Origin of the sequence: Haloplanus natans DSM 17983, from assembly GCF_000427685.1 — an archaeon.
Classification (GTDB): Archaea; Halobacteriota; Halobacteria; order Halobacteriales; family Haloferacaceae; genus Haloplanus; species Haloplanus natans.
In genome coordinates this window covers 1263186-1289124 of sequence record NZ_KE386573.1, presented here as the reverse complement: position 1 = coordinate 1289124, position 25939 = coordinate 1263186, and the positions used below count along the sequence as shown (strand labels likewise).

Sequence of the window (25939 nt, the reverse complement as noted above, 5' to 3'; positions counted from 1 at the left end):
ATGGGATGGAAGGAGACCGCCGAACCGGTGCTGACGCGGATGCCGTCAGTCGCGCGGCCGGAGGGGCACGTCCCCTTCCGGCGGAAGCTCGGCTGGACCGCGGGCATTCTCGTGTTGTATTTTTTCCTGACGAACGTCCAGCTGTTCGGGCTGGACGCCGGCACGCAGAGCGACCTGTTCGGCCGCTTCCGGTCGATCCTCGCCGGGTCACAGGGCTCGATCCTCCAGTTGGGGATCGGCCCCATCGTCACGGCGAGCATCGTTTTGCAGCTACTCGGCGGGGCCGATCTGCTCGGCCTCGACACGGACGACCCCCGCGATCAGGTGCTGTATCAGGGCCTCCAGAAGCTGCTGGTGGTCGTCATGATCTGTCTGACCGGGCTGCCGATGGTCTTCGCCGGCAACTTCCTGCCGGCCGACCCCGCCGTCGGCCAGTCGCTGAATATCGGTCTCGGCGGCGTCCAGGCCCTGCTGTTCGTCCAGATCGCCGTCGGTGGTATCCTCATCCTGTTCATGGACGAAATCGTCAGCAAGTGGGGCGTCGGGTCCGGCGTTGGACTGTTCATCATCGCCGGCGTGAGCCAACAGCTCGTCGGCGGGCTGTTCGCGTGGGAGGGCCTGGGCGGCACGCCCGGCTTCTTCCCGACGTGGTTCGCCATCCTGACCGGCGCCCAGGAGATCGCCTCGCCCCTCACCGCACAGGGGCTTCAGGCACTCCTGCTCGGCCAGGGGCAGTTGCTCGCGCTGGTGACGACGGTGCTCATCTTCGGTATCGTCGTCTACGCCGAGAGCGTTCGCGTCGAGATTCCCCTCTCGCACGCCCGCGTCAAGGGCGCTCGCGGTCGCTTCCCGGTGAAACTCATCTACGCCAGCGTCCTGCCCATGATCCTCGTGCGCGCCCTGCAGGCGAACATCCAGTTCGCCGGGCGCATCCTCAACAGCACGTGGACCGCGATGCCAGCGTGGCTCGGGCAGTACAGTAACGGCCAGCCCACCGCCGGGCTGTTCTACTACCTGGCACCGATCCAATCGCGCACCGACTGGATGTGGTGGCTCGCCGGGACCGCGGCCGAACCGTGGCAGATCGTGATCCGGGTGGGGCTCGACCTCTTCGTCATGGTCGTCGGCGGCGCCATCTTCGCCATCTTCTGGGTGGAGACCACCGGGATGGGCCCGGAGGCGACCGCCCAGCAGATCCAGAACTCCGGGATGCAGATTCCGGGCTTCCGGCGCAACCCGCAGGTCATCGAGAAGGTCATGGAGCGTTACATCCCACAGGTGACCGTCATCGGCGGCGCGCTCGTCGGCTTGCTCGCCGTCGGCGCCAACATGCTCGGTACCATCGGGCAGGTCTCCGGGACCGGCCTCCTGCTCACCGTCTCCATCACGTACAAACTGTACGAGGAGATCGCCGAAGAGCAGTTGATGGAGATGCATCCGATGATGCGCCAGATGTTCGGCTCGGAGTAACGAACATCTGGACTTCTTTAACGTATTCACCCCTCGTGAGCGACTGCCCCGCGTTCCGCCTTCGCTCGATAGTCGGCGTGACGGATCTCTTCGATCAACTGGATGCAGCCGAGACCGTCGAGCGGTTCGACGAGTTCCTCCTCACGGTCGGCTTCGTTGGCGAACACCACGAGCGCCGGTAACCCACCCCCGCGATTGTGACTCAATCACTCCGATCGGCATCGAGATCAAGAATCCGGGACTAACCAGGCCGGGACGATTCGTGTGAGGACAACCATCCCCGTCAGTTCGACGAGCGTCTGGGTGACCACGAGCGCTGGTGCGAGCGCATAGCCCGACGGGAGCGCGAGCGCCAGCGGAAGAACGACCAGCGAGTTCCGCGTGACAGCGGTGAACACGAGCGCACGGCTCTCGCCGGCCTCCATCCCGAGCACACCCGCCACGAACCGACCGAGCAGCGGCATGATGACCAGAAACGCCACGTAGACGGGGACGACCGCCGCGACCTGTCCGATCGAATCCTGCACCCGCGGGAGTTGGGAGGCGATCACGACGAACAGCGTCGCCCCCATCATCGGCACCGGCAACCGGCCCATCGTGTCCTGCCACTGGGCGCCACGTTCGGAGCGCTCCGCCCAGTATTCGGTCGCCCACGCGAGCGTCAGCGGGAGCGCGATGATGACGACGAACGCCTCGATGAACGGCCCGGCTTCGATGAACTCGGCGACCTGCTGGCCCATGAACAGCCAGAGGTACAGCGGGAGCAACAGTAGCTGGACGAGCATCAGCGCTGGCGTCGCGGCCGTGATCTGCTCTGCGTCACCGCCCGCGAGTTCGGTGAACGTGATGACGTAATCGATACACGGCGTCAACAACATCATAAACGCCCCCACGAGGATCACCGGTTCCTGCGGAAGGACTCGGGTGAGGGCGAACACGACGACCGGCACGACAACGAAGTTCATCCCGAGCGCAGCCGTCATGAATCGGCCGTTCCGGAACGCCCGACGGATTCGGACGAACGGAATCTCGAGGAAGGTTACGTACAACAGCACCGCTAACACGGGGTTGATCAGCGGCTCCAGCGCCGTGCTCGCGCTTGGAAGACCGAGGCCGACACCAATTGCGAGGATGACACCGACGGCGTAAATGCCGACTTGATTGTGCTGTACCCACTGTTTCGAGAGTCGTGTCATGAATCGAATCGAGTCGTTAGCGAATCGTGATTCCGAGGGCGAGCACTACCCCGAGGAGGCGTATTCGAGCAGGCCACACGGCACACAGTATTCGACGTTGACTTCCGTCATCACAGCTCACCCGAGGGGCGCCGGAAGCATAACCATCATGTGACTGTTGGGACACGAGGTTTCGTCGGCGAAACTGTGGTTTCGTTTGTATACAACGTATCTTCGAGAAACTACCATCCAGGTGGCTGTCTAACGTTTATCCCGTCGCCGATCGACGCATCCCGTATGCCCCCAACCGTCACGCCCCGTTGCTGTGGCTCCTTTCGCGTCGGTGCCGACCTCCTCGTCGCGGGCGCGGAGGGCGTCGTCGAGGCGCCCGCCATCGTCTACCTGATCGACGCCGAGGAGACGATACTCGTCGACACGGGGTTCGGCCCGGTCGACCTGATGGCGGAGCTACACCCGAGTTACGCGTGCCACCGAGAGCCAGGTCAGAAACTGGACGCCATCCTCGACGACGAGGGGTACGCGCCCGGCGATATCGACGCCGTCGTCCTCAGCCACCTCGACTGGGACCACTGTTACGGCCTCGGCCCCTTCGACGACGCCGACACCGACATCTACGTCCAGCGGCGGGAACTGGCGTACGCCGTCGCCCCGTATCCGATGCACGCGGACCGGTACGAGGCTACGTCGTTGGGGCGGGAGCCGCCGTGGCTGACGGTCGATCTGACGCCGCTGCGGGGGGAGACGGCGCTCTGCCCGGGCGTCACCGTCTTTCCGACGCCGGGACACACGGTCGGCCACCAGTCGGTGGCGGTGGAGACGGACGCGGGGACGACTGTCGTCGCCGTCGACGCGGTACAGACCTTCGAGAACGTCCCCGACGACGGCGACCCGGTGCCGGGACTGCCGATGGACGACCTGGCGTGGTGGGAGAGCGCGACCAAGGTGGTCGACCGCGCTGATCGTCTCCTACCGGGCCACGAGTGGGGGATTCTGGGGGTGGAGCCGGCGGGACTGGTGTAATTTTAACTCGTCGCCGACCGCCCTTCGCGTATGGACACCGAAGCCGTCGTCGGCGCCGACCGACCGGTCGTGGGCATGGTCCACCTGCCGGCGCTCCCCGGCGCCCCTCGATTCGATGCCGACGGGGGACGCACGGCGATTCACGCGGCCGCGCGTCGGGACGCCGAACGCCTAGACGCGGGCGGCGTCGACGCACTGATCGTGGAGAACTTCGGCGACGCACCGTTCTACCCGGAGTCGGTGCCGCGTCACGTCGTCGCGGAACTCACGGCGCTCGTGGGGACGGTACGGGAGGCGACCGACCGCCCCGTCGGGGTGAACGTCCTCCGCAACGACGGTCCGTCGGCGGTCGCCGTCGCGGCCGCGGCGGGCGCCGCGTTCGTCCGGATCAACGTCCACGTCGGGGCGCGCGTAGCCGACCAGGGAGTGCTGGAGGGGCGTGCCCACGAGACGATGCGACTCCGCGAGCGCCTCGATGCGGACGTTCGGGTGTTGGCGGACGTGGGCGTCAAACACTCGGCGCCGATGGGTCGGCGGGACTCGGCGGTCGGGCCGGAAGCCTTCGGCGACGCCGTCGAACGCGGCCTCGCGGACGGTGTGGTCGTGAGCGGAGCGGCGACCGGACGGGCGACCGACGACGACGACCTGCGGGCGGCGGTCGCGGCCCGCGACGAGGCGGGACTCGACACGCCGGTGTTCGTCGGGAGCGGTGTGACCGCCGAGACGGTGGGTGAGACACTCTCGGTCGCGGACGGCGCCATCGTCGGGAGCGCGCTCAAGGCGGGCGGGGACGCCCCGAACCCCGTCTCGGTCGAGCGTGTCGAGCGACTGGTCGCGGCGGCGGACGCGGTGCGCTAACCGCCTGAGCCGGCGTCTCGTGGGTGGGCGGGGACGAAAACGCTCACACGCCCCACAGCACGACGATGCCGGCGACGGTGACGACGGAGAGAAACAGTTGGAGGGGGGCGCCGACCCGGACGTAGTCGGTGAACCTGTAGCCGCCGGGGCCGTAGACGAAGAGGTTGGTCTGGTAGCCGACAGGGGTGATGAAGGCAGTCGAGGCGGCGAAGGTGACCGCGAGGACGAACGAGAAGGGGTCGGCACCGATCAGCGTCGCCGCCTCGACGGCGACGGGCAGCATCAACACGACGCTGGCGTTGTTCGAGATGACGCCCGTGATGAGACCGGTCGCGACGTAGAACACCCAGAGAACGCCGACGACTGGAAGCACGGTGCTCGAGGCAGCGACGAGGCTCCCGAGCACGTCGGCGCCACCGGTCTGTTCGAGCGCCATGCCGAGCGGGATGACGCCGGCGAGGAGGAAGATCACGTCCCACTCGACGGCGTCGTAGAGTTCGGTTGGGGCGAGGACGCCGGTGGCGACCATCGCGACGACGCCGGCGAGCGCGGTAACGAGGATCGGAAGCGAGAGCGCGCCGAGTACGCCGAAAGCGCCGATTCCGGTCACGCCGGCGAGGGTCGTCCCGACCGTCTCCCAGGGGACGGCGGCGACGCCGACGACGCCGAGCATGATGGCGATGGCGTGGGGGATCTTCTCGGTTCGGTAGTGGGGTTCCGCCGGTTCGTGTGCGACGATGAAGTCCTCGTTGTCGGAGAGGCGGTCGATGCTGTCCGGTGCCGCCTGGATGAGGAGCGTGTCGCCGACGCGGATGCGACGGCGGTCCATGTGGTCGCGGACGGTCTCCCCCCGGCTACGGAAGGCGAGGACGTTCGCGTCGTAGCGCTGGCGGAAGGTCGAACTCGCGAGCGACTTGCCGGCGAGAAAGGAGCCACGCGGGATGACGACTTCGACGAGGGTCTGTGCCGTCTCGGTCGTGGGTTCGAGTTCCTCTCCCGTCCGCGGCGGGTGGCCGGTGAGGGTCAACGTATCGCGCTCGACCAGTTGCTGGAGCGTGTCGCGGTCCGCCCGGAGCCGAAGTACGTCGCCGGCGCGGATCGTCAGTTGGCCGAGTGGCTGGATGAACTCGTCGCCGTCGCGGACGACTTGGAGGATGTCGGCGTCGAAGTCGACGTGGTGGATTGCGGTGCCGACGGTCCGCCCTACGAGCGGCGATTCCGGCTCGACGACGACTTCGGTCAGATACTCCTCGATGGCGTACTCCTGGACGTAGTCGTCCTCGACGGGGACGCGTTCGGGGATGAGGCGGTGGCCGATGGTCACGAGATAGAGGCTGCCGGCGACGAGAACGACGACGCCGAGGGAGGTGAACTCGAACATGGAGAAGGGGTGACCGAGCAGGCGGGCCGACACGTCGCTGGCGAGGATGTTCGTCGAGGTGCCGATGAGGGTGAGCATCCCCCCGAACATCGAAGCATAGGAGAGGGGTAAGAGGAGTTTCGAGGGCGACGTCTTGCCCGCGTGCGCGAGGTCGGTGATGACGGGGACGAGGATGGCGACGACGGGCGTGTTGTTGATGAACCCGGAGACGGGGCCGGCGACGCCGATAGTGGCCAGAAGCTGTCGGTCACGGTCTTCGCCGGCGAAGGCGGCCATCTTCCGGCCGAGGATCTGGACGAGACCCGTCCGGCTGATGCCCGAACTCAGGATGAGCATCGCGAGGACGGTGAGGGTCGCCGGGTTCGAGAAGCCCGACACGCCCTCGGCGGTCGAGATGTGGGTGAGATTCACGACGCCGTCGCTCCCGAACACCATCAGGACGACCATGATGAAAATAGCCGTCACGTCGATAGGCAGAAGCTCCGTCACGAACAGGCCGAGCGCGAGCAACACGATGCCGAAGACCACGAGAGTGTCGGTCGACACCGCGGCGGCCACCAAGGGCACGGTATCGACCGCAGGACCAACTCGAGACACGTCTTCGGCGGATAGAAGCAGTCGAAGACATTCAAGATACCGACGTTCGAACGGTGGGCGGTGAAACCGCGTGCCGTGGTATCTTACCCAGTAACGATCATGAAGGTTTATTATGGATGGGAGCTATGAACGAACTACGATGCAACGCGTCGTACTCGTATGCTGATCGTGGCCCGATGACGCAGTGCAGTTCCACAACCACCACAGCATACGACACATCCCAATGAGCACGTCCCGACGCACGACACAGAAGAACCGTTCCACCATCACGATCGATCCCGTCATCCCCCTACAGCCGCGATCCGGAAGCGGCCCGACGACCGACGGAGGACGGGATCGACCGGAACCGGAGCCGACCCCGGGGCCGACGACCGCGATCCCGATGATCGATCGCGGCGGACTCGGGCCGAAGCCCACCACGAACTGACGGCCTCACCTCCTCCCACATTTTCACCACGGAAAGCGGCGCGACCGGCCGGCAAGGGTTTTGACCGCCGAGATGCAAGACCGGATATGATGGACGAATCCACACTGGAGGAAGAACTGCGGAACTTCGGGGTCGACATTCACGAAATCGAGGCCGTCGAACCGGTCGAACTGTCGTACATCACCGGCTATCCTGGCGACGAGGTCAACCACATGGAGATGGGAAAAGTACTGAACGCCTTCATCGACCTCGACGAGGAGGATAAGTGGAACCCGAAACGCGTCGAGGCGACCGTCCTCCGGTTCGAGGACGAGGTGATGAACACCTGGTACGTCGAAGGCGAGTGGTTCGAGGGGCTGCGCGACTACCGCATCTCCGAGACGGAGTTCTCGACGCGCGTCCTCGAGACGCTCAAGGAAGACCCGTAATGTCGGTGACCGCGACACCCGCCCGCCGGTTCGACGTGGCGACGACGACGCTCGGCTTCGAGAGCGAGGGCCGGAGGTGTCGCGGTCGACTCTACCGGCCGGACCGACCCGCCACGCCGCCGGTGATCGTGCTGGGCCCCGAGTTCGCGGCCGAGGCGACGTTCGGCTACCCGCGGTACGCCGAGCGCTTCGCCCGTGCGGGCTACGCCGCCTTCGTCTTCGACTACCGCGGCTTCGGCGAGAGCGAGGACGAGCCACGAAATCTCGTCGACCCCGCGGGACAGATCACGGATTTGAACGCGGCGGTCGACCGGGTCCGCCGTCTCGACGGCGAGCGCCGACGGGTCGTGCTCTGGGGGTTCGGCCTCGGCGGCGGTCACGCGGTCCGTGTGGCCGCGAACCGGCGCGTGGCGGCCGTCGTCGCCGTTGCCCCCCTGCTCGACGGGCGGGCGTTCGCCCGCGCTCGTTCGCCGCGCGCGCTCGCCCGTGCGGTCGGTGCCGGCGTCCGTGACCGGTTGCTCGCCCCCTTCGGCCGGTCCCGATCCGTCCCCGTCGTGGGCGGACGCGACGAGTTCGGCGTCCTGCCGCGCCCGACCGGCGACGCGTATCTGGATCTCGTTCCGCCGCGGAGCGACTGGCACAACGCGACGCCCGCCCGCGGACTCCTCTCCCTGTTTCGCTACCGCCCGCTCGCCGACGCCGAGCGGGTGCGCTGTCCGACCTTCCTCCTCGCTGCCGCCGACGACGACGTTGCCCCGCCAGCCGTCGTCGCCGACGCCGCCGACCGGATCGAGGGATCGACGTTCCTCCGTCTCCCCATCGGTCACGCCGACGCGCTCGGCCCGGCGTTCGAGACGGCCGTAGCCCACCAGATCGCCTTCCTCGATGAGGTCCTCGACCGGTAGCGGAGGCGGTCAGGTCAGCGGGACGACGGCGACGGGACGCGCGGAGCGCAGGAGGACCGCCTGGGCCGTGCTGCCGAAGACGATTTTCGCCGTCGGATTGCGCTTGCGAACGCCGATGACGAGTTCGTCGGCGTCGACGGCGTCGGCGTGGGCGAGGAGGTCCTCGTGGGGGTCGTTGCCGCGGACGAACTGGTGGGTCTCGACCGTCGCGACGGCCCCGAGACGCGACTGGACGACGGTGACCGCGTCCTCGCCGTCGCGGGCGTCGGTGGCGTCGGTGGCGTCGCCACCGGGGAGGGAGTTGACGGCGTGGACCGTATCGCTGGCGTCGAGGCGGCGGTCGAGATAATCACACAGCGCGGCGCTCGTATCGACGGTGTCGGTGCCGACGACGTAGACGGTCATGCGCGTCCCATCGAGGCGGAGTAGCATAAAACGGGGTTTTACCCTCCCCAAAACATTTGCCCGGTCCACGAGGATGGCCGCGTATGCGCCGCGAAACCACGCTGGCCGCCGGGGCGGCCGGCGTTGCCCTCCTGGCCGTCGTCGCCGCCGTCCTCGTCCCCGGCGCCCTCGCCGATCCGAGCGAGGAGCGACCGGTTCGTCCCGGCCCGGTCGACATCGCCGACATGGAGATTTCGGCCGGCGACGTGACCGGCGATACGGTGACGCTGAACGTCGTGACGCGCCTGTCCCATCGTGGCCCGCCGGCGCGGAACGTGACCGTGCGGATACAGGCGGTCGATGCGGAGTCGGGGCTCGTCGAGACGACGCGAACGACGACCGCCGGCGACCTGACCGGGGAACGCGAGGTAGCGGTGCCGACGAACCTGACCGTCGAGCGCGAGGGTGGCTACCGGATTCGTGCGGTCGTCTACCGCGACGACCAGCGGGTCGACAGCGGGACGCGCGAACTCCGCGGCCTCGAAGCCCTCCAGCCGCCGTACGCCCGAAGCGCCGTGGGCTTCGCCGAGGCGGACGCCCTCCCGCCGGTCGCCTTCTCCGTCGCCGGGACGGAGGGCAACCGGACGACACTCGCCCTGCAGATGGCACTGACCAACGCGGGCGACGACCGGCCGGGGGACCTGCGCGTCACGGTGACGCTCCGGCAGGCCGACTCGAACATCGTCGCCAACCGCACCTCGGTCCCGGTGGGGTCGATCCGCCCCGGCCGCACGGAGACGGTCGAGACGCGGCTGACGGTGCCGACGGGCTACAACTACTACATCGACGCCGTGCTCTGGAAGGACGGGGTCGTCATCGACAGCGCCCGCGGGGCGGCGAATCTGGACCCGACGGAGACGATCAGCGTCAACGAGACGCGACGCGACGTGGAACTGCGCGTGAGTGACTTCACCCGCGGCGACGGGGACGACGAGCGTCCCCGGCCGGAGGCGACGGGGATGCCCACCTCGGGTGGCGGTCCCGGTTTCGGCGCCGCCGTCGCCGTCGTTGCGCTCCTCGCCGCGGCCCTACTCGCACGGAGGACGAGCCAATGAGTGAGACAGACACCATCCCCGAGAGTGAGAGTACCGACGCGGACGAGAGCGAGGGTCGCGGCGAGCGCGTCCGCCGCTACGCCAACTACGCCGTCCTGCTCGTCCTCGGCGTCCTCGCCTTCGTCGCCGTGATCCAACTGTATCTCAGCGTCTCGAACGCCATCCGGACGTGGATCGAGCCGGAGTACCGGTCGCTGTTTCAGGCGGCTTTCAATCTCGTCGTCCTGCTCGCGGCGGGGCTCGGCATCTCGTATCAGCTCCGCCGGCTGTACGGCTAGGTGACGACGACCCACGCGACGAACACGGCGATGCCGCCGAGACCCGTGCTGAGGACGGCGTGAACCCGGAGGCGGTCGAGCAGTTCGTGTGCGTCGCCGGTGACCGTCAGGAGTTCGTGCACGTCGCTCCCGAGTTCACACCGCGGCAGGAAGTCCATCGCGACGTGGAGGAAGATGCCGGCGGCGAAGCCGAAGACGACACCCCGAACGGCCGCGGAGGCCGGGAGCTGAATCAGGCTGGAGACGATGGCCGCGATGCCTACGCCCGCCGCCGGGAGGAGGAGCACGGTCGGGTTCCGACCCTTCGAGACGAGGCGTCGAGCCGCCGCGTAGCCCGCCGGTCCCTTGTGCGAGACGATGGCGAGGCCGAGAATGGGACCGAGCGTCGGCATGTTGCCGTAGATGATACCGATGATCAGCCCCGCGGAGAAGGCGTGCGCGGAGAGTTCGGCGACGGTGCGGTCAAGGGGCAGGTCGTAGTGGGCGAGTCGGTGGCCAACGGTGTGGCCGGCAAAGCCCACCAGCAGGCCGAGCGCGATGCCGAACCCGCCGAAGTTGGTGTCGTGGGCGATGGCCTGCGGGACGAGAAAGACGGCCGCGCTGGTGATCATCGCGCCGGCGGCGAGCCCGTAGCCCCAGACGAGCGCCCACGACCGGTCGCCGAGCGTCCGCCGACCGAGCGGGATGCCGAGCGCCATCGCGGCGAAAGCCACCCACGAGATACCGAGGAGTTTCCAGGCACCGAGAGTCGTCGCGAGCGCCGAGAGGCCGACGAAGACGCCGGTACTGGCGAGACCGACGATGGAAGAGACACGCATATTAACAACTAAACTGACGCAATTAATAATACGTTCGGTTCGGCTACCGGGTGGCCGACTTCCACGCCCGCAGGTCGAGCACCTCGCCGTCGGCGTCCTCGGCGTCGCGGGCCGCCCACACGAACATCGGGGCCACGTCGGCCGGGTCGCGGCCCTTGCCGCCGCTGAGGTCGGTAGCGACGTAGCCGGGGTCGACGACGGCGACGGACCCGTCGATGTCGGCCGCGAACCCCCGAACCAGCGCCTCGGCGCCCGCCTTCGAGACGGCGTAGGCACCCATCCCCGGCGTCGACTCCCGGGCAACGCTCCCCGACGGGACGAGGATTCGCGCGTCGGGTGCGAGATGTGGCAGCGCCTCGCGTATCGTCGTGAAGACGCCGCGCAGGTTGGTGCGCATCGTGTCGTCGAAGCGCGTGTACGACTCCTCCCCGAGCGGACTCTCTCCGGGTGGGCCGTGGTTGACGGCGGCGTTCGCCACCACTACGTCGATAGCGCCCTCACCGGCGGCCGTCTCCATCAGCCGCTCCACGTCGAACTCGTCGCGGACGTCCGCCCGCACCGGCGTCACCGAACCGTCCGCCGATTCGACGACCGACTCGAGGTCGTCGAGCGTCCGAGCACAGCAGGTGACGTGGGCGCCCTCGGCCGCGAACCTCCGTACGACGCTCGCACCGATTCCCCGACTCGCTCCCGTAACGACGGCGTTTGTTCCGTCCATAGCCGTCGTTAGCGTGGCAGCCGCATGAATCCCCGGACGGTGCGCCGACGAACCGTGTGAACGTTAGTCAATAACGGATGTTAATTTGTGTTTTGCTAACTTTATTTCGGAATTTTTAATTGGTTCCGGGCCAAATCCGTGAGTATGAGTAGAGCAACCATCTCCGACGAGCAGTCAGCGGACGACTACTACCTCCCCGGCGTGTCCGTCTCCACGAAGCCCGGTCCGGTCGAGCAGTTTCTCACGCGCCTGTTCCGGCGCCGCGGTCGGTTCTAAACACGCGTCGTTTTTATCCTCTCGCCCGTTGTACCGGGGGTGAACCTCCGCGCCTTCGATCCGGCCCACGTCGTCGCGGCGCATATGGTCGTTCTCGTCGCCGTGATCCATCTCGCACTCGGCGTCAGTAACTGGCTGGCGTATCTGAGCGCCGGCATCCTCGTCCCGCCCGACCTGCGGTGGCCGCTGTTCGTCCTCTCCGGGGTGGCTCTCGTCGTTGGCCTACTCGCCGCCGTCGGAGGTGCGAAGCGCCGCCCACTCTACGTCGGCGGCATCGTCCTGATGATTCTCTACGTCGGCGGCTACTTCGCGTGGCACGCGAGCGGCCATCGCCCGCTCTTTTTCCTCGGCCCCGGCACCCACCACGGCGGGTCGACGCTCGCGTATCTGGCCGCACACGTCGTCGCCGGTCCCGTCGAGACACTCGCGCTCGCCTCCGAGACGGTGCTCGCGGCCCTGCTCGGGTACCTCCTGTACCGGATCTGACGGCATCGCACCGTCGCTGCAGGTGCGGCGCACGCTTTTGTCGCCACCCGTCGAAGGGGTGCTATGACAGGCGACCCGTTCGTCGTTGTCGGTGGCGACGCCGCCGGCCTGAGTGCAGCGAGCAAGTTCCGCCGCGAGGCCGACCGGGACGTGATCGTCTTCGAGAAAGGGCGGTGGATCTCCTATGCCCACTGCGGGACGCCCTACTTCGTCGAGGGGTCGGTCGAGCGGCTGACGGACCTGCTCTCGCTCTCGCCCCCCGCGGCCGAGGAGCGGGGTATCGACCTGCGCCGTGGCCACGAAGTCGTGTCGGTCTCGCCCGCGGATCGCACTGTTACCGTCCACGCCGACGGCGAGCGCTTCGATCAGCCCTACGCCGAGTTGCTCGTCGCGACGGGCGCGAGCGCCGCAGCCGGGCCGTTCGACACCGCACTCGACGGCGCCTTCACCCTCCACGGCCTCGACGACGCCGCGGCCATCGACGCCTACGTCGCGGCGCCGGAGGAGTACGACCGTGACCGCCTCGGCGACGGCCCGGTCGACGCCGACCGCGTCGACCACAACGTCGCGCTCGACCCACCGGAGCGGGCGGCCGTCGTCGGCGGCGGCTACGTCGGCGTCGAGATGACCGAGGCGCTCGTCGCCCGCGGCGTCGAGGTCCACCTCTACCAGCGCTCCGATCGCCTCCTCCCGCCGTTCGGCGCGGCGGCCGGCGAACGGGTCGAATCGACCCTCGAAGCGCAGGGCGTCACGGTCCACACCGGGACGAGCGTCGAGGAACTCGTCGGCGAGGGTCGGATCGACGCCCTGCGCGTCGACGGCGGGACGCGCCCGGTCGACATGGCGGTCGTCGGCATCGGTATCGAACCGAACGCGACCCTCCTCGACGGGACGGGCGTCGACCGGGGGCCGAACGGCGCGATCCGAACCGACGACTACGGGCGGACGAACCTCCCGGCCGTCTACGCCGCGGGCGACGTGGCGACGGCGCGCCACGCGGTGACGGGCGAGGAGACGTGGGTCCCCCTCGGGCTGACGGCGAACCGCGCGGGCCGGGCCATCGGCTCGACGGTCGCCGGCGATCCGACGCCCGTCGGGGACGTGGCCGGGACGGCGGTCGTGAAGGCTTTCGACCTCGAATGCGGACGTGTCGGGCTCCTCGCCGAGGCGGCGGCCGACGCCGGCTTCGACCCCGTGGGCGAGACGATCACCGCGGGGTCGCGCTCGGGTTACTACCCCGGCGGCGACGAGACGGTGGTCACGCTCGTCGCCGACCGCACGAGCGGGCGGGTCCTCGGCGGTGCCATCGCCGGCGAAGACCGCGCGGCCGTTCGGATCGACACGCTCGCGACGGCCATCGAGGCCGACCTGACCGTCGCCGAACTCGAACGCCTCGACCTGGCGTACGCGCCACCGTTCAGCCCCGTCTGGGACCCCGTCCTCGTCGCGGCGAAGGTGCTGAACGGACGGCTGTGATACGGATTATTGTAACTGTGTATCGGTGGTTTGTCCGAACAGTCCGCGACCCCGCGGGCGGGCGATCACCGCGCGAGCGTGGCGGGTAGTATATACGGATCACGTCCCTAGGGGAGGACATGAACGGTACTCCGTCGACGGGGGCGGCCGACGGACGGTCGGTCGTCGTTGTCGGCAGCGGGTTCGGCGGCCTCTCGACGGCCTGCTATCTCGCCGACGCTGGCGCTGACGTGACCGTCCTGGAAAAAAACGAACAGCTCGGCGGCCGGGCCAGTCGCCTCCACGCCGACGGCTTCCGGTTCGATATGGGGCCCTCCTGGTATCTCATGCCCGACGTGTTCGAGGACTTCTTCGGCGACTTCGACCGGCGCCCCGAGCAGTACTACGGCCTCGAACGCCTCGACCCCCACTACCGCATCTTCTTCAAGGACGGCGACCGGGTCGATCTACTGCCGGAGTTCGACGCCAACCGCGAACTGTTCGAGTCCTACGAACCCGGCGCCGGTGAGGCGCTACAGGCGTATCTGGATCAGGCCGAATACACCTACGACGTGGGAATGGAGCATTTCGTCTACGAGGACCGCGCCCGCCTGCGCGACTTCGTCGACCCCGACGTCCTCCGGTACGCCAACGGCCTCTCCCTGCTCGGGACGATGCAAGAGCACGTCGAGGACTACTTCGACCACCCCAAGCTACAACAGATCGTCCAGTACTCCCTCGTGTTCCTGGGCGGCGCGCCGTCGAACACGCCCGCTCTCTACAACCTGATGAGCCACGTCGACTTCAACCTCGGCGTCTACTACCCCGAGGAGGGGATGGGCGGCGTCGTCGACGGTGTCGTCGCGATGGCCGAGGAACTCGGCGTCACGTTCCACACGGACCACTCGGTCTCGGAGATCAGGGGACGGGAGGGCGGCTTCGCCGTCCGTACCGAGGACGGCCGCGAGTTCTTCCCCGACGAGGTGGTCTCCGATGCCGACTACGCCCACACCGAACAGGAACTCCTCGTCCCCGAGGACCGCCAGTACGACGCCGACTACTGGGACTCACGCACCTACGCGCCCTCCGCCTTCCTCCTCTATCTCGGTGTCGAGGGTGACGTGGACCCGCTGGCCCACCACACGCTCGTCCTCCCGACCGACTGGGACGCCCACTTCGACACCATCTTCGGCGACGACCCATCGTGGCCCGAGGAGCCGGCGTACTACCTCTGTGTCCCCTCCGAGACGGACGACACCGTCGCCCCCGAGGGCTACAGCAACCTCTTTGCCCTCGTGCCCATCGCCCCCGGCCTCGACGACGGGCCGGACCGCCGCGAGCAGTTCCGTGACCTGTTGCTCGACGACATCGCCGAACACACCGGCGTCGACATCCGGGACCGCATCGTCTTCGAGGAGTCCTTCTCGGTCTCCGAGTTCGCCGACCGGTACAACAGCACGCAGGGGACGGCGCTCGGCCTCGCACACACGCTCCGCCAGACTTCGCTGCTCCGGCCGCCCCACGCCTCGACCGAGGTAGATGGCCTCTACTTCACCGGCTCCTATACGACGCCCGGTATCGGCGTGCCGATGTGTCTCATCAGCGGCCGCCTGACGGCCGAGCGGATGGCGAAAGAGCGACGATGACGGCGGCCGCGGCGCGGTATCTGGTGAAGCTGTCGCGCCCGCGGTTCTGGCTCTACCTCGCCGGTCCCGTCGCCGTCGGCGTCGTCTACGGCGCGGCGTCGACGGCCGACCTCTTTACCCCGACCACGCTCACCCTCTTTGCGTACTTCCTCCTCCCCGCGAACGTCCTCCTGTACGGCGTCAACGACGTGTTCGACGCCGACGTGGACGTGGAGAACCCCAAAAAGGAGGGCCGGGAAGTGCGCTACGGCGGGAACCGACTCGTCCCCGTCGCCGTCGGCGTCAACGGCCTCCTCGTCCTCGCACCGACGGCGCTGACGCCGCCGCTCGCGTGGCCGTGGCTCGCCGGCTTCCTCGCACTCGGGGTGGCCTACAGCGCGCCGCCGTTCCGGCTGAAGGTCCACCCGCCGCTCGACTCCCTCTCGAACGGGCTGTACGTCCTGCCCGGCGCCGCGGCCTACGCGGCCGTCGCCGGCGCCCACCCACCACTCCTCGCCGTCGTCGGCGGGTGGCTGTGGACGATGGCGATGCACACCTTCTCCGCGATTCCCGACATCGAACCGGACCGCCGGGCGGGCATCGAGACGACGGCTACGGCGCTCGGCGAGGGGGCGACCTACGCCTACTGCGCGGCCTGCTGGGCGCTCGCCGCCGTCGCTTTCGGCCTGCTCGACGTTCGGCTCGGCGTCCTCATCGGTCTGTACCCCGTCGGCGTCGTCCTCGTTGCCCGGTCGTCGGTGGCAGCCGACCGGGCGTACTGGTGGTTCCCCGCCGTCAACACCGTCGTCGGCGCGCTCATCACGATGGGCGGCCTCTGGGGGCTCGTCCATGGCTAACGGGAGCGACGGCGACGGCGGGGCGGGGACGGGCACCGTCGGGGCGCCCGCGACCACCCGCCGCGACGCCCGGACCGAGATGCAGGCCCGCCTCGACGCCCTGATCCGCGAGAATCGGTTCACCGTCGCCGTCGTCTTCCCCGTCGTCGGTGCCGTCCTCCTCGTCGCGAGCGCGGAGGGAGTCGTCCCCCCACCGTTCGCGTTCGACCCTCTGCTCATCCTGCTCGGGACGCTCGTCATGCGCTCGCCGCTACTGGTGGGCATCGCGCCGCTGATCGACCGCAAGGCTGCGGTCGGTATCGCCGGCCTCGCCGGCTACGCCTACGCCATCGAGTTCGTCGGGCTGCGGACCGGGTGGCCCTACGGCGAGTTCCACTACGCCATCGACCTCGGCCCGACAGTCGCGGGCGTCCCCGTTGGCCTGCCCGTCTTCTTCCTGCCGCTGGTCTGTAACGCCTACCTGCTCTGTCTGCTCCTCCTCGGCCCGCGGGCGCGGGCGGCGAGCGTCCGACTCCCGACCGTCATCGGCACCGTCGTGGCGATGGATCTGGTCCTCGACCCCGGCGCCGTGGCGCTTGGCTTCTGGACCTACCCCGCCGGCGGCGCCGTCTACGGCGTCCCGCTCTCGAACTTCGTGGGGTGGGTGTTATCGGCGACGGTGACCGTACTCGTCCTCGACGCCGTCCTCGACCGGTCGGCACTGCTCGACCGACTGAAGGCCTGCGAGTTCGCGCTCGACGATCTGGTGAGTTTCGTTCTGCTCTGGAGCGCGGTCAACGTCTACTTCGGCAACTGGGGGGCGGCGGCGGTCGGCGGCCTGTTCGCGCTCGGACTGGTTCGGACGGCGCGGTTCGACGTGCCGACCCGGCCGCGCTGGCTCTAGGTCAGCCGCCGGAGCCCCTCGACCGCGCCACGCAGGAGGCGACGACCGACCCCACGGTTCGGGTCGCGTCCGCGCTCGGGGTCCAGATCACCGGACATCTCGGGGACGCAGCTCACCCGCATGAAGACGGTTTCGGGGTCGCGGTTCCAGAGCCAGTGCCAGCGCGTCCGGGCGACGAGCGCGAGTTTCCGGGCCGTGCCGATGGACGGGGTCGCGGAGAGCACGTCGTAGTCGCGCCCACGGATCAGCCGGTGGTGGTCGGCGTAGAGGACGGCGGCGACCAGCACCGGGAACTGGCAGTCGTCGGGGAGATACTCGATGCCCGCGACGCCCTCGCGGTAGAGCGCTTCCGTCCGCCGGAGTTCCCGCTCCATCGCCTCGCGGAACTCGTCGGTCACCTCGAAGTTCCGGAGGTCGGACTCGTTGACGCCGTACTCGTCGAGCGTCTCCTGGGGGAGGTAAATCCGGTCGCGTTCGACGATGTCCTCGCGCACGTCGCGAAGGAAATTCGAGAGCTGGAACGCCTCGCCGAGTGCCGTCGCGTGCGGGAGCGCACGCTCCGGATCGTCGGGGTCCATCACCGCAGTCATCATCCGCCCGACCGCGGCCGCCGAGCCGTCCATGTACGCCCGGAGTTCCTCGAACGTCTCGTAGCGGCTCTTGGTCACATCGGTCAACATCGCGTCGACGAACGTGTTCACGTCAGTCTCGGGGATATCGTGGGTCTCACGAAGGTCGGCGAAGGCGTCGAGCACCGGATCGTCGGTCGGTTCCTCGCCGAGTGCTGCCGCACGCAGGCGTTCGAGCTCCGCCCGCTGTTCCGCGGGCGGGACGCCCTCGGCGTCGTCGACCACTTCGTCGGCCACTCGGAAGAAGGCATAGAGGACGTACGTCGACTCACGGACCCGTTCGGGAAGGAGCCGGGTGGCGAGGTGGAACGTCTTCCCCGTGCGCCGCTGAATCTCTTTCCCGCGGGCGACGCCGTCGTCGCTCACCATCGTCGGTACCCCCCCGCCGGGCGGCGAGTGCGAACGTGATCGGCCGTGATCGTGACTGAATCGTGAACTATCATGTCACCAGAACGTATCGCTGCAGTCGTAGACGACCCCGTGGTTCGGACAGACGTACTTGCAGTGACGGCGAGACATCGCCGTCTCGCAACGGGGACACCGAGCAGACATACTCTTATATACACACCACATCGACATGACTGTTCCGCCGGTCGGTCGAGCGATGTCGAGATGGAAATATTTCGATCCGCAGGGCGTCGATCTTTGAACCGAGAGGAGAGTCGGTGGACGCGGGACTCGTCAGTCGATCAACACTCCGACCAGCCACACGACTCGCAGGTCTTGCAGCCTTCGGAGTAGTAGAGGCTCATCGAACCGCATTCGGGACACTCGGGACTCTCGCCGGCGGCGAGCAGGTCGGCGGTATCGTCGGTGTCGTTCGCCACCGCCGCGCCGCCGTCGGCTTCGGGGCCGTCGTTCGCCGGCGTCGGCGTCGCCCCGGCCTCGGCTTCGGCCTCCTCGAGTTCCGTCAGGTTCTGCTGTTTGGGGTACGGCCGGTCGATTTCGTCGTCGAGGTAGCGACGCATCGCCGTCCCGACGGCGTCCGGGATGGAGTTGATCTGTTCGCCCTTGTCCCACGCCACCTTCGGCGAGCGGATGCCCTGCAGTTCGGAGGCAATTTCGCGTGGGTCGACGCCCGAGCGCAGGGCCGTCGAGATGGTCTTCGCCAGCGCCTCGGTGAAGGAGGCGGTGAAGCCGCCGGAGTTGCCGATGTTGGCGAAGAGTTCGAACGGCTGTCCCGCCTCGTCCTCGTTGATATTGACGTAGAGCTTCCCGTAGCCCGTGTCGACGCGCTGGGTAACGCCGTGGAGTACGTCCGGCCGCGGGCGCTTGGTTCCGAGTTCGCGCTCGCCGTCGGCGGCCGCGAGCAGTTCCTCCAGTTCGGCGTCGAGGGCGGCCTGTACGTCCTCGTTGTCGAGGAAGCCCTCGAGGCCCCCGAACACGTCTTCGATCTGTTCGACGAGCGCCGCCGCGGCCTCGCCCTCGTCCGCGAACTCCGTGTTCTGAGCGCGGGTCGTCAACACCTGTTTCGAGCGCGTCCCGTCGCGGTAGACGGTGACGCCTTTGCCGCCGTGTTGGTAGATGTACCGATACGCCTCGTCCATATCCTCGACCGTCGCGCTGTTAGGGAAGTTACAGGTCTTCGAGATGGCGGAGTCGACGCCCTCCTGACACGCACACTGGACGGCCGCGTGTTCCTTCCCGGTCAGGTCGCCGGTGACGACGAACAGTTCGCCGATGGCGTTCGGCACCGTCTCCAGGCCTTCGACGCCGTCGAACTCGTTTGCGGCCATCTGCTCTTGGGCCTCCTGCTTGACCGCGTCGATGTCGAGGTCGTTCGCCTCTAGCGTCCGGAGGAAGTAGTCGTCGAACTCGACGAGCATCTCGTCGCCCTGCACGTCGTCGGAGACGTTCTTGTAGTAGGCGACGTTGTAGATGGGCTCACAGCCGCCGGTGGTGTTGCCGACCATGGAGGTGGTGCCCGTCGGGGCGATGGTCGTCGTGTTGTGGTTGCGGATCGGGAAGCCGTCCGCCCACTCGTCGGCGTCCTCGCCCGTGTGGTGCTCGAACCACTCGCGGTAGCGGGTGGGGTCGGCGTACTTCGAGTCGTCCCAGTCCTCGAACGAACCGCGTTCGGCCGCGAGTTCGTGGGAGGCCCACTTCGACTCGTGGTTGATGTGGGTCATCAGCTGCCGGGCGACTTCGTTGCCCGTGTCGCTGCCGTAGCGGATGCCGAGTTGGACGTACAGCTGCGCGAGTCCCATGACGCCCAGGCCGATCTTGCGCATCTCGCGGACCTTCTCCTCGATTTCGTCGACCGGGAAATCCGACATCGTGACGACGTTCTCGAGGAATCGGGTGCCGTAGTCGATGCGGTGGTCGAACGCGTCCCAGTCGATGGCTTCCTCGAGGAAGGCGTCGACCGCGTCGGCCTCCGAGTCGTACTCGTCTTCGTGTTCGTCGGCCCACACCCGCCAGTCCGGCGCGTCGAAGTCGGCGAGCGTCGAGAGGTTGATGTGGCCGAGGTTGCAGGCCTCGTACTCCTCCAACGGCTGTTCGCCACAGGGATTTGTTGCAAGTATTCTATGACTTGGATTTTCTTCTACATCGAAAGAATGTTGCTTGTTCACCCGCTCCAGATAGATCACGCCGGGTTCGCCGTTCTCGTGGGCGCCCTCGACGATGTCCTCCCAGATGACCTCGGCGGGCATCGACAGTTCCTCGCCCACCTCGACGTACTCGCCGAGGCCGAACATCTCGTAGAGTTCCCTCGTCTCGGGGGTGGCGACGTGGGGCTCGCCCGTCCGCGGGTTGGTGAACGTGAACTCCTCGCCCGCCTGCAGGGCGTCCATGAAGTCGTCGGTGATACCGACGGAGATGTTGAAATTCGAGAGGTGGCCCTCGACGGCGTTGCGGAGGTGTTTCGGGACCTTCCCCTCGTCGTCGATGAGTTCGCGGGCCTCCTCCAGCGCGGCGGCAAAGGAGTTGTGCGTGAAGTCGTCGGGGTCGTTCAGCCGGAGGGTGTGAGCCAGCGAGACGTCCTTGTTTTTCGCGTGGATGAACTGGATCACGTCCGGATGGGAGATGCGCATGACACCCATCTGGGCGCCTCGTCGAGCGCCGCCCTGCGCGATGGTCTCGCACATCTGGTCGAACGTGCGCATGAAGGTGATCGGACCCGAGGCGATGCCGCCGGTGGAGCCCACGGCGTCGCCGTAGGGGCGGAGCCGCCAGAAGGCATACCCCATGCCGCCACCACTGTTGTGGGAGACGACGGAACTGGCGACGTACTCGTGGTCGTCGTCGACAGTCACGTCGTAGACGGTCGCGGTTCCCGCTTCGGCGACCGTTTCGACCGGAACCCGCCACGTCGAACCGTCCACGGTCCCGACGCTCGGACCCTGCGAGTCGATGCGTTCCAACGTCTCGGCCATCGTCTCGCCGCGTGAATCCACGAAGCCGACCGTATCGAGGAACGTGTCGAGTCCGCGCTCGCCCGTCGGACCGACGTTGTAGTACTCGCGGTGGTCCGCGTCGTACTCCCACTTCCCCGCTGGAATGCCGATCCCGAGCAACAACTGCTGAACGCCGTCAACCAGTTTCTGAGACGATGTCCAGAACCGGGGGTACGCGTCGTTCTGGAGGCTGCCATCGGTCGAAAAGAGTCCGCGGAGGAACGCACCGATCGTCCCGCGATCAGCACACCACACCGCATCGGGAACGCTCGCCGACGTAGCGTCGGGTTTCGCGTCACCGAAGTTGGTGAGCCACCAGCGTTTGACCTCGTGGCTGTGGACGACGGCGTCGTAACATCCGTCCTCCCAGCGCCAGTCGAGTCCGGTATCGAACAGGTCACGACAGAGCCGTTCGACGCGTTCGAGCGTTTCGTCGCGGTTGAGGTGGAAGCGAATCCCGTCTTCGTGTGTCGATCCGTCGCCGACCCACATCCCTACGAGTTCCGCGAGGTCGGGTGTGAGTTCGGTCGGCTGACGGACGGTCTTGACGGCCTCGCCGTTTGCCTCGAGCGAGCGATTCTCGCGGTGACGCGCGATCGTTCGTGTGGAGACGCCGAGTTCACGCGCCATCTCGCCGTCCGACCGGCCGTCAGCATAGAGGGCGTCGAACTCGTTCTCGTCGAAACTGACGGTCCCGCCGGGACGGCCACCGGTCCCGTTCGGGTCGAGTCCGAGTTCGAGCGAGCGGCGGCGCTGGATGGTCGAGGCCGAACTGTCGAGTCGGTCGGCGATCTCGTAGTCGCTGAGCCCCTCGGCGTGGAGTTCGAGGATTTCGTCGTTGGAGACGGTTCGCCGGTCGGACCACCGTGCGCCGCCAGCGACGGTCGTCAGTTCGGTCGTGGCGTCCTCGGGGTCGATCCACCCGAGGCGGAGCGAGAGCATGTCACCGGGATCGACGGCATCGATCCGGCGCCACTCGCCGTCGACGAGCAACTCGTGGTTCGGCGTGCCGGTGATCTCGACGCCGACCGCCGTCTTGATACGGTGGACCGGGGCGTCGTTGTACGCATGCGTCGCGTCGACGGTCCTCGTCCGATGCCCGTCGCCATCCCGCTGGACGACTCGGTCGCCGGGGTCCACGTCGGCGATGGAGACGACACCCTCGCCCTCGACGTAGATGTCGGTGTCCTCGGTCAAACACTGGAACACCTGGGCCGCCTCCTTGGCCGTCTGGTGGATGTCGTCGATGTCGTCCTCGGGGGAGTCGACGAAACACGCCGAAAGCTGCTGGAGTTCGTCGCCCGCGTTCATCAGCGTGGGCGAGTTGGGCATGAAGGAGAGATCCGTCATCAACGTCTCGAACTCCTCGCGGGTCTCCTCGACGACCGTTCGGACGTCCGCGGGCAGGTCCGGGACGACCGTCTCGTAGGCGAACTTGTTGACGTTGTACTCGGTGAGCGTCGTCTCGACATCCGCGTCGGCGGTGGTGCCCGCACCGAACACCTCGGCGGCGAGTTCGTCTCGCCGGGGGTGGTCGGGTTTCAACTGGTCGGGCGTGACCGTGATCTCTACGTCCCGTTTGCGCGCCTCGAACACCGCTTCGGCGAGGGCGATGTTCTTCGCGACGCGCGGGAAGAGATCCTCCTGATCCTCGATCAGGTCCCCGTCCGCGTCCTTGCGAAGGTAGCGTGCCGGGAGGATGTTGTGGTAGGCGTTGGCGGTGAGTCGCTCCTCCAGAGCGTCCCCGTCCGTCCGCTTGATCGGTCGTTCCAGTTCGTCGGCCTCGATGTCGTGCGTACTCATGTGTTGGTCGTCGTGGTGGTCGGTTCGCGGCCCGTCTCACCCCACCCCTGGAGGTCAGGCACGGCCCGGTAGCTGGCTCGAATCCGCTCGTTCGTGACGGTTGCTGTAAGTGGAATCGGTGGTGTAAAGGCTTGGGTTCCGATCGCCAATCTATCCGATTCCTGTCTACTTTGGCGGCGGCGTGTCGCCGCTATACGACTCCACGTTCACTTCCCAACGCATATAACGGTATGTAGATCGGAGCGAAAGTGAAATCTGACGGACGAAATCGACCGCCTGCAGCGTGATGTCCAGTTGAACGAAAGGGGGGTTAGTTACGCGCGGTGGGCTTCGAAACACTCCCCGACGTGTCACCACGAGGCACGGTCCATACGTCGACGAACGCCGCGAGCCGGAATTACGTCTCCAGATTATGATAGGATGCTGAACGGCGTCAACAGCGGAGTCCCGCCCACAGACTTATGCCTCCGCTGGGAGTCGGGACGGATATGTCGCTCACGTCGCAGATGCTCCTCCAGATGGGCGGGGTTCTGGGAGGGCCGCTCGGCCAGTTACTCCTCGCCATTGTCGCTATCGGCGTCGTGGTCGTCGTCGGCCGCATCGTCCTGAAAATCGCGTGGCGGCTGGTGACTATCGCGGCCATCGTGGTCGGCCTCCTCCTGATCGCGTCGCTGTTTCTCGCTTAGGCCGCGTCCGGCACCCGTGCCGCGCGCAGGAAGTTGTCGATGACGTCGTGGCCGGCAGCTGTCAGCACGCTCTCGGGGTGGAACTGCACGCATTCGATGGGGTATTCGCGGTGGCGGATGCCCATGACGAGGTCCGTCCCGTCGTGGGCGGTGGTCGCGGTCACCTCGAAGGGGTCGGGTATCTCGGTGGCGACGAGGGAGTGGTAGCGCCCGGCCTGAAACCCCTCGTCGAGGCCGGCAAAGACCCCCTCGCCGTCGTGGTCGACGGGGTAGGCCTTGCCGTGGATGGGTTCGGGCGCGTGGCCTACGGTGCCGCCGTAGGCGTAGACGGCCGCTTCGAGGCCGAGACAGACCCCGAGGGTCGGAATCGACGCGCTGACCTCGCGGAGGACGGCGTTGGTCACGCCCACGTCGCGGTCGTTTTTCGGATGCCCCGGCCCGGGGCTGATGACGATGGCGTCGGGGGCGACGGCCCGCACCTCGTCCAGCGTCGCGGTGTTTTTCAGCACCTCGACGGCGATGGGGTCGCCGGTCACGGGGTCGGGATGCTCCGAGATGTACTCGACGAGGTTGTAGGTGAAGGAGTCGAAGTTGTCGATTACGAGGACCTTCATCGGCGAGCCTCCGGTTCGGGGGCCGATTCGATGCGCTCGATGGCGTCCAACACGCCACCCATCTTCTGTTCGGTCTCCTCGTACTCGCTCGCGGGGTCGCTGTCGGCGACGATGCCCGCACCCGCCTGCACGGTAACCCGGTCCGGATCGCCGGATTCCACCGTCGCCGTCCGGATGACGATAGCGAACTCGGCGTCGCCGGACCACGAGTAGTAGCCGACGCCGCCGCCGTAGACGCCTCGGGGGTCCCGCTCCAACTGGTCGATGATCTCCATCGCCCGCACCTTCGGGGCGCCGGTGAGCGTTCCCGCCGGGAACGTCGCGCGCGTGGCGTCGAAGGCGTCGAAGGGGGGCGAGCGCTCGCCGCCGGCACCGGGATCCGATCCCGTCGCCAGTCGCCCCGTCACCGTCGACTCGATGTGCTGGACGTGGGAGTATTTCAGCACGTTCATGAACTCCTCGACACGGACCGATCCGGGCTCCGACACCCGGCGCACGTCGTTGCGGGCCAGATCGACCAGCATCGTGTGTTCGGCCCGTTCCTTTCCGTCGGCGAGCATCTCGCCCGCGAGGCGGCGATCCTCGACCGGGCTGGTACCCCGCGGACAGGTGCCCGCGATGGGGTTCGAGACGACGCGCTCGCCCTGCACCGACACCAGCGTCTCGGGGCTGGCGCCGACGATGGAGCGGTCGCCGTGGCGCAGGAGGTACATATACGGCGAGGGGTTGACCTCGCGAAGCGACGCGTAGAGGCCGAGCGGATCGATCTCGCCCGTGAGTTCGCGCTTCCGCGAGATGACGCCCTGGTAGATGTCGCCGTCGAGGACGTGCGCTTTCGCCTTCCGCACCGCGTCCTCGTACTCCTCGCGGGGGCCGACCGTCTCGCCGGCGCGGACGAAGCCGCCGGGTTCGGGGTCGCCGGCCGCAGCGAGCGTCTCCTCTACGTCCGCCGCCTCGTCGAGGAGGGCGTCGTACACCGCTCCGGGGTCGGCGTCCGGATCGACGACGGGCGTGAAGACGAGTTCGACCGTTTCCGCGGCGTGGTCGAACGCGATGGTTCGTGTTGTGAGGACGAACTCCGCGTCGGGGACGATCGGTTCGGGACGGTCGACCCCCACCTCGTCGAGCCAGAGGTCGTAGACGGCGTCGTAGGCGAGGAAGCCGACCAGACCGCCGTCGAGGTGTTGGCGGTCGATGTCGGGGAACCCGACCCGGTCCAGATCGGGGAAAGCGGTCCGCAGGGCGTCGAGAACGTCGGCGTCGGGGTCGACGGTGCCGGCCGCTTCGGCCACCAGGTTCGCGGCCGGACCGCCGAGCGATTCGACGGTCGTCTCGCTTCCCGTCACCGAGACGACGGCCTCTGGATCGTAACCGACGAAGGAGTAGCGGGCGTGGCGGTCGGCACCCTCGCCGTCCGCGGTGAACGCGCCCTCGGGGTCGCTGGAGGGCGTCTTCTCCGCGCTCTCCAGCAGGAAGCCGTAGTCGCTGTCGTCGTCGAGGGCGGCGTACGCCGAGAGCGGCGTCGACTCGACATCGAGCGTGACGGCGAGATGAGCGATCACCGGCTCCGCCCGGTCGAGGGGGCCGACGAACGCGTCGCGGTCGCGATCCGGCGTCACGCGACCACCTCCG

Annotated in this window: 24 protein-coding genes and 3 pseudogenes; 14 read left to right on the top strand and 13 right to left on the bottom strand. The window is 67.6% G+C overall.

Going from position 1 to position 25939, the window contains the following annotated elements; genetic code table 11:
• The gene (gene secY / locus HALNA_RS08755) at nucleotides 1–1470 is read left to right on the top strand and encodes a preprotein translocase subunit SecY (RefSeq protein WP_049936007.1); all 1470 of its coding nucleotides are present in this window, start codon (nucleotides 1–3) and stop codon (nucleotides 1468–1470) included.
• A gap of 26 nt (nucleotides 1471–1496) precedes the next feature.
• On the opposite strand, the gene HALNA_RS19920 is transcribed toward secY, so the two are convergent.
• Nucleotides 1497–1640, bottom strand: a complete 144-nt coding sequence (locus HALNA_RS19920; protein ID WP_157573490.1) for a hypothetical protein — start codon at nucleotides 1638–1640, stop codon at nucleotides 1497–1499.
• A gap of 57 nt (nucleotides 1641–1697) precedes the next feature.
• Nucleotides 1698–2666 carry an arsenic resistance protein gene (locus HALNA_RS08750; RefSeq protein WP_049936006.1) on the bottom strand — a complete coding sequence of 323 codons (969 nt, stop codon included), beginning with the start codon at nucleotides 2664–2666 and terminating at the stop codon, nucleotides 1698–1700.
• A gap of 276 nt (nucleotides 2667–2942) precedes the next feature.
• On the opposite strand from HALNA_RS08750, the gene HALNA_RS08745 reads away from it, so the two are divergent.
• Together HALNA_RS08745 and HALNA_RS08740 are read left to right on the top strand one after the other, a co-directional pair.
• Entirely contained in the window at nucleotides 2943–3686 is a 744-nt protein-coding gene (locus tag HALNA_RS08745; RefSeq protein WP_049936005.1) for an N-acyl homoserine lactonase family protein, read from the top strand.
• Nucleotides 3687–3716: 30 nt separating this feature from the next.
• A complete protein-coding gene (locus HALNA_RS08740; RefSeq protein ID WP_049936004.1) occupies nucleotides 3717–4544 on the top strand; it encodes a BtpA/SgcQ family protein in 828 nt (275 codons plus the stop codon).
• Between the two features lie 43 nt (nucleotides 4545–4587).
• On the opposite strand, the gene HALNA_RS08735 is transcribed toward HALNA_RS08740, so the two are convergent.
• Entirely contained in the window at nucleotides 4588–6471 is a 1884-nt protein-coding gene (locus HALNA_RS08735) for an SLC13 family permease (protein ID WP_157573489.1), read from the bottom strand.
• A gap of 564 nt (nucleotides 6472–7035) precedes the next feature.
• Between HALNA_RS08735 and HALNA_RS08725 the strand changes: the two genes are divergently transcribed.
• Together HALNA_RS08725 and HALNA_RS08720 are read left to right on the top strand one after the other, a co-directional pair.
• Nucleotides 7036–7377: a hypothetical protein gene (locus tag HALNA_RS08725; protein WP_049936001.1), complete on the top strand. Its 342-nt coding sequence runs from the start codon at nucleotides 7036–7038 to the stop codon at nucleotides 7375–7377.
• Nucleotides 7377–8282 carry an alpha/beta fold hydrolase gene (locus HALNA_RS08720; protein ID WP_049936000.1) on the top strand — a complete coding sequence of 302 codons (906 nt, stop codon included), beginning with the start codon at nucleotides 7377–7379 and terminating at the stop codon, nucleotides 8280–8282. Before HALNA_RS08725 ends, HALNA_RS08720 begins: the two co-directional genes overlap by 1 nt.
• A 9-nt stretch (nucleotides 8283–8291) precedes the next feature.
• Here the strand turns inward: HALNA_RS08720 and HALNA_RS08715 are convergent, their stop codons facing one another.
• Nucleotides 8292–8687: a universal stress protein gene (locus HALNA_RS08715; protein WP_049935999.1), complete on the bottom strand. Its 396-nt coding sequence runs from the start codon at nucleotides 8685–8687 to the stop codon at nucleotides 8292–8294.
• 83 nt (nucleotides 8688–8770) lie between these two features.
• On the opposite strand from HALNA_RS08715, the gene HALNA_RS08710 reads away from it, so the two are divergent.
• Together HALNA_RS08710 and HALNA_RS08705 are read left to right on the top strand one after the other, a co-directional pair.
• On the top strand, nucleotides 8771–9781 hold the full coding sequence (locus tag HALNA_RS08710) for a DUF7490 domain-containing protein (RefSeq protein WP_049935998.1): 1011 nt from the start codon (nucleotides 8771–8773) through the stop codon (nucleotides 9779–9781).
• A complete protein-coding gene (locus HALNA_RS08705; RefSeq protein WP_049935997.1) occupies nucleotides 9778–10059 on the top strand; it encodes a hypothetical protein in 282 nt (93 codons plus the stop codon). Before HALNA_RS08710 ends, HALNA_RS08705 begins: the two co-directional genes overlap by 4 nt.
• On the opposite strand, the gene HALNA_RS08700 is transcribed toward HALNA_RS08705, so the two are convergent.
• Nucleotides 10056–10877, bottom strand: coding sequence for a ZIP family metal transporter (locus tag HALNA_RS08700; RefSeq protein ID WP_049935996.1), 822 nt, complete (start codon nucleotides 10875–10877; stop codon nucleotides 10056–10058). The two genes, HALNA_RS08705 and HALNA_RS08700, sit on opposite strands and share 4 nt — an antisense overlap.
• 43 nt (nucleotides 10878–10920) lie before the next feature.
• Nucleotides 10921–11595, bottom strand: coding sequence for an SDR family oxidoreductase (locus tag HALNA_RS08695; protein ID WP_049935995.1), 675 nt, complete (start codon nucleotides 11593–11595; stop codon nucleotides 10921–10923).
• 144 nt (nucleotides 11596–11739) lie between these two features.
• On the opposite strand from HALNA_RS08695, the gene HALNA_RS21355 reads away from it, so the two are divergent.
• From HALNA_RS21355 to cruF, 6 genes are all read left to right on the top strand, one after another.
• A complete protein-coding gene (locus HALNA_RS21355) occupies nucleotides 11740–11871 on the top strand; it encodes a hypothetical protein (protein ID WP_281172106.1) in 132 nt (43 codons plus the stop codon).
• Between the two features lie 39 nt (nucleotides 11872–11910).
• Nucleotides 11911–12357 (top strand): hypothetical protein, encoded by a 447-nt coding sequence (locus HALNA_RS08690; RefSeq protein ID WP_049935994.1) that lies wholly within the window; start codon nucleotides 11911–11913, stop codon nucleotides 12355–12357.
• 63 nt (nucleotides 12358–12420) lie between these two features.
• Nucleotides 12421–13833 (top strand): FAD-dependent oxidoreductase, encoded by a 1413-nt coding sequence (locus HALNA_RS08685; protein WP_049935993.1) that lies wholly within the window; start codon nucleotides 12421–12423, stop codon nucleotides 13831–13833.
• A gap of 119 nt (nucleotides 13834–13952) precedes the next feature.
• Entirely contained in the window at nucleotides 13953–15458 is a 1506-nt protein-coding gene (locus HALNA_RS08680) for a phytoene desaturase family protein (protein WP_049935992.1), read from the top strand.
• Nucleotides 15455–16294 (top strand): prenyltransferase, encoded by an 840-nt coding sequence (locus HALNA_RS08675; protein WP_049935991.1) that lies wholly within the window; start codon nucleotides 15455–15457, stop codon nucleotides 16292–16294. Before HALNA_RS08680 ends, HALNA_RS08675 begins: the two co-directional genes overlap by 4 nt.
• On the top strand, nucleotides 16287–17177 hold the full coding sequence (gene cruF / locus HALNA_RS08670) for a bisanhydrobacterioruberin hydratase (protein WP_084509957.1): 891 nt from the start codon (nucleotides 16287–16289) through the stop codon (nucleotides 17175–17177). Before HALNA_RS08675 ends, cruF begins: the two co-directional genes overlap by 8 nt.
• On the opposite strand, the gene HALNA_RS08665 is transcribed toward cruF, so the two are convergent.
• The 5 genes and pseudogenes from HALNA_RS08665 to HALNA_RS21630 form a co-directional block, all read right to left on the bottom strand.
• Nucleotides 17174–18175 (bottom strand): phytoene/squalene synthase family protein, encoded by a 1002-nt coding sequence (locus HALNA_RS08665; RefSeq protein WP_049935990.1) that lies wholly within the window; start codon nucleotides 18173–18175, stop codon nucleotides 17174–17176. The genes cruF and HALNA_RS08665 overlap by 4 nt on opposite strands.
• Before the next feature lie 75 nt (nucleotides 18176–18250).
• On the bottom strand, nucleotides 18251–18379 hold the full coding sequence (locus tag HALNA_RS21465; protein WP_342665018.1) for an HVO_2523 family zinc finger protein: 129 nt from the start codon (nucleotides 18377–18379) through the stop codon (nucleotides 18251–18253).
• 116 nt (nucleotides 18380–18495) lie between these two features.
• Nucleotides 18496–21066 (bottom strand): annotated as a pseudogene (locus HALNA_RS21640) (adenosylcobalamin-dependent ribonucleoside-diphosphate reductase); the annotation flags it as partial.
• A 3-nt stretch (nucleotides 21067–21069) separates the two neighbouring features.
• Nucleotides 21070–22344 (bottom strand): annotated as a pseudogene (locus tag HALNA_RS21635) (LAGLIDADG family homing endonuclease); the annotation flags it as partial.
• A gap of 60 nt (nucleotides 22345–22404) precedes the next feature.
• Nucleotides 22405–23007 (bottom strand): annotated as a pseudogene (locus tag HALNA_RS21630) (ribonucleotide reductase N-terminal alpha domain-containing protein); the annotation flags it as partial.
• Between the two features lie 488 nt (nucleotides 23008–23495).
• Here HALNA_RS21630 and HALNA_RS08655 point away from each other — a divergent pair.
• Complete coding sequence (locus HALNA_RS08655) at nucleotides 23496–23693, top strand: hypothetical protein (protein ID WP_049935989.1); 198 nt, start codon at nucleotides 23496–23498, stop codon at nucleotides 23691–23693.
• Here HALNA_RS08655 and trpG read toward each other — a convergent pair.
• Both trpG and trpE read right to left on the bottom strand, forming a co-directional pair.
• Nucleotides 23690–24307, bottom strand: coding sequence for an anthranilate synthase component II (gene trpG / locus HALNA_RS08650; protein ID WP_049935988.1), 618 nt, complete (start codon nucleotides 24305–24307; stop codon nucleotides 23690–23692). The two genes, HALNA_RS08655 and trpG, sit on opposite strands and share 4 nt — an antisense overlap.
• The gene (gene trpE, locus HALNA_RS08645) at nucleotides 24304–25926 is read right to left on the bottom strand and encodes an anthranilate synthase component I (RefSeq protein ID WP_049935987.1); all 1623 of its coding nucleotides are present in this window, start codon (nucleotides 25924–25926) and stop codon (nucleotides 24304–24306) included. The genes trpG and trpE overlap by 4 nt, the downstream gene beginning before the upstream one ends.
• Between the last annotated feature and the right edge of the window lie 13 nt (nucleotides 25927–25939).

What these genes read in the sequence shown, in the direction of transcription:
- secY (WP_049936007.1), top strand. Translation starts at nt 1, where the DNA reads ATGGGATGGAAGGAGACCGCCGAACCGGTGCTGACGCGGATGCCGTCA.
- HALNA_RS08750 (WP_049936006.1), bottom strand. Translation starts at nt 2,666, where the DNA reads ATGACACGACTCTCGAAACAGTGGGTACAGCACAATCAAGTCGGCATT.
- HALNA_RS08745 (WP_049936005.1), top strand. Translation starts at nt 2,943, where the DNA reads ATGCCCCCAACCGTCACGCCCCGTTGCTGTGGCTCCTTTCGCGTCGGT.
- HALNA_RS08740 (WP_049936004.1), top strand. Translation starts at nt 3,717, where the DNA reads ATGGACACCGAAGCCGTCGTCGGCGCCGACCGACCGGTCGTGGGCATG.
- HALNA_RS08725 (WP_049936001.1), top strand. Translation starts at nt 7,036, where the DNA reads ATGATGGACGAATCCACACTGGAGGAAGAACTGCGGAACTTCGGGGTC.
- HALNA_RS08720 (WP_049936000.1), top strand. Translation starts at nt 7,377, where the DNA reads ATGTCGGTGACCGCGACACCCGCCCGCCGGTTCGACGTGGCGACGACG.
- HALNA_RS08715 (WP_049935999.1), bottom strand. Translation starts at nt 8,687, where the DNA reads ATGACCGTCTACGTCGTCGGCACCGACACCGTCGATACGAGCGCCGCG.
- HALNA_RS08710 (WP_049935998.1), top strand. Translation starts at nt 8,771, where the DNA reads ATGCGCCGCGAAACCACGCTGGCCGCCGGGGCGGCCGGCGTTGCCCTC.
- HALNA_RS08705 (WP_049935997.1), top strand. Translation starts at nt 9,778, where the DNA reads ATGAGTGAGACAGACACCATCCCCGAGAGTGAGAGTACCGACGCGGAC.
- HALNA_RS08700 (WP_049935996.1), bottom strand. Translation starts at nt 10,877, where the DNA reads ATGCGTGTCTCTTCCATCGTCGGTCTCGCCAGTACCGGCGTCTTCGTC.
- HALNA_RS08695 (WP_049935995.1), bottom strand. Translation starts at nt 11,595, where the DNA reads ATGGACGGAACAAACGCCGTCGTTACGGGAGCGAGTCGGGGAATCGGT.
- HALNA_RS21355 (WP_281172106.1), top strand. Translation starts at nt 11,740, where the DNA reads ATGAGTAGAGCAACCATCTCCGACGAGCAGTCAGCGGACGACTACTAC.
- HALNA_RS08685 (WP_049935993.1), top strand. Translation starts at nt 12,421, where the DNA reads ATGACAGGCGACCCGTTCGTCGTTGTCGGTGGCGACGCCGCCGGCCTG.
- HALNA_RS08680 (WP_049935992.1), top strand. Translation starts at nt 13,953, where the DNA reads ATGAACGGTACTCCGTCGACGGGGGCGGCCGACGGACGGTCGGTCGTC.
- HALNA_RS08675 (WP_049935991.1), top strand. Translation starts at nt 15,455, where the DNA reads ATGACGGCGGCCGCGGCGCGGTATCTGGTGAAGCTGTCGCGCCCGCGG.
- cruF (WP_084509957.1), top strand. Translation starts at nt 16,287, where the DNA reads ATGGCTAACGGGAGCGACGGCGACGGCGGGGCGGGGACGGGCACCGTC.
- HALNA_RS08665 (WP_049935990.1), bottom strand. Translation starts at nt 18,175, where the DNA reads ATGGTGAGCGACGACGGCGTCGCCCGCGGGAAAGAGATTCAGCGGCGC.
- HALNA_RS21465 (WP_342665018.1), bottom strand. Translation starts at nt 18,379, where the DNA reads ATGTGGTGTGTATATAAGAGTATGTCTGCTCGGTGTCCCCGTTGCGAG.
- HALNA_RS08655 (WP_049935989.1), top strand. Translation starts at nt 23,496, where the DNA reads ATGTCGCTCACGTCGCAGATGCTCCTCCAGATGGGCGGGGTTCTGGGA.
- trpG (WP_049935988.1), bottom strand. Translation starts at nt 24,307, where the DNA reads ATGAAGGTCCTCGTAATCGACAACTTCGACTCCTTCACCTACAACCTC.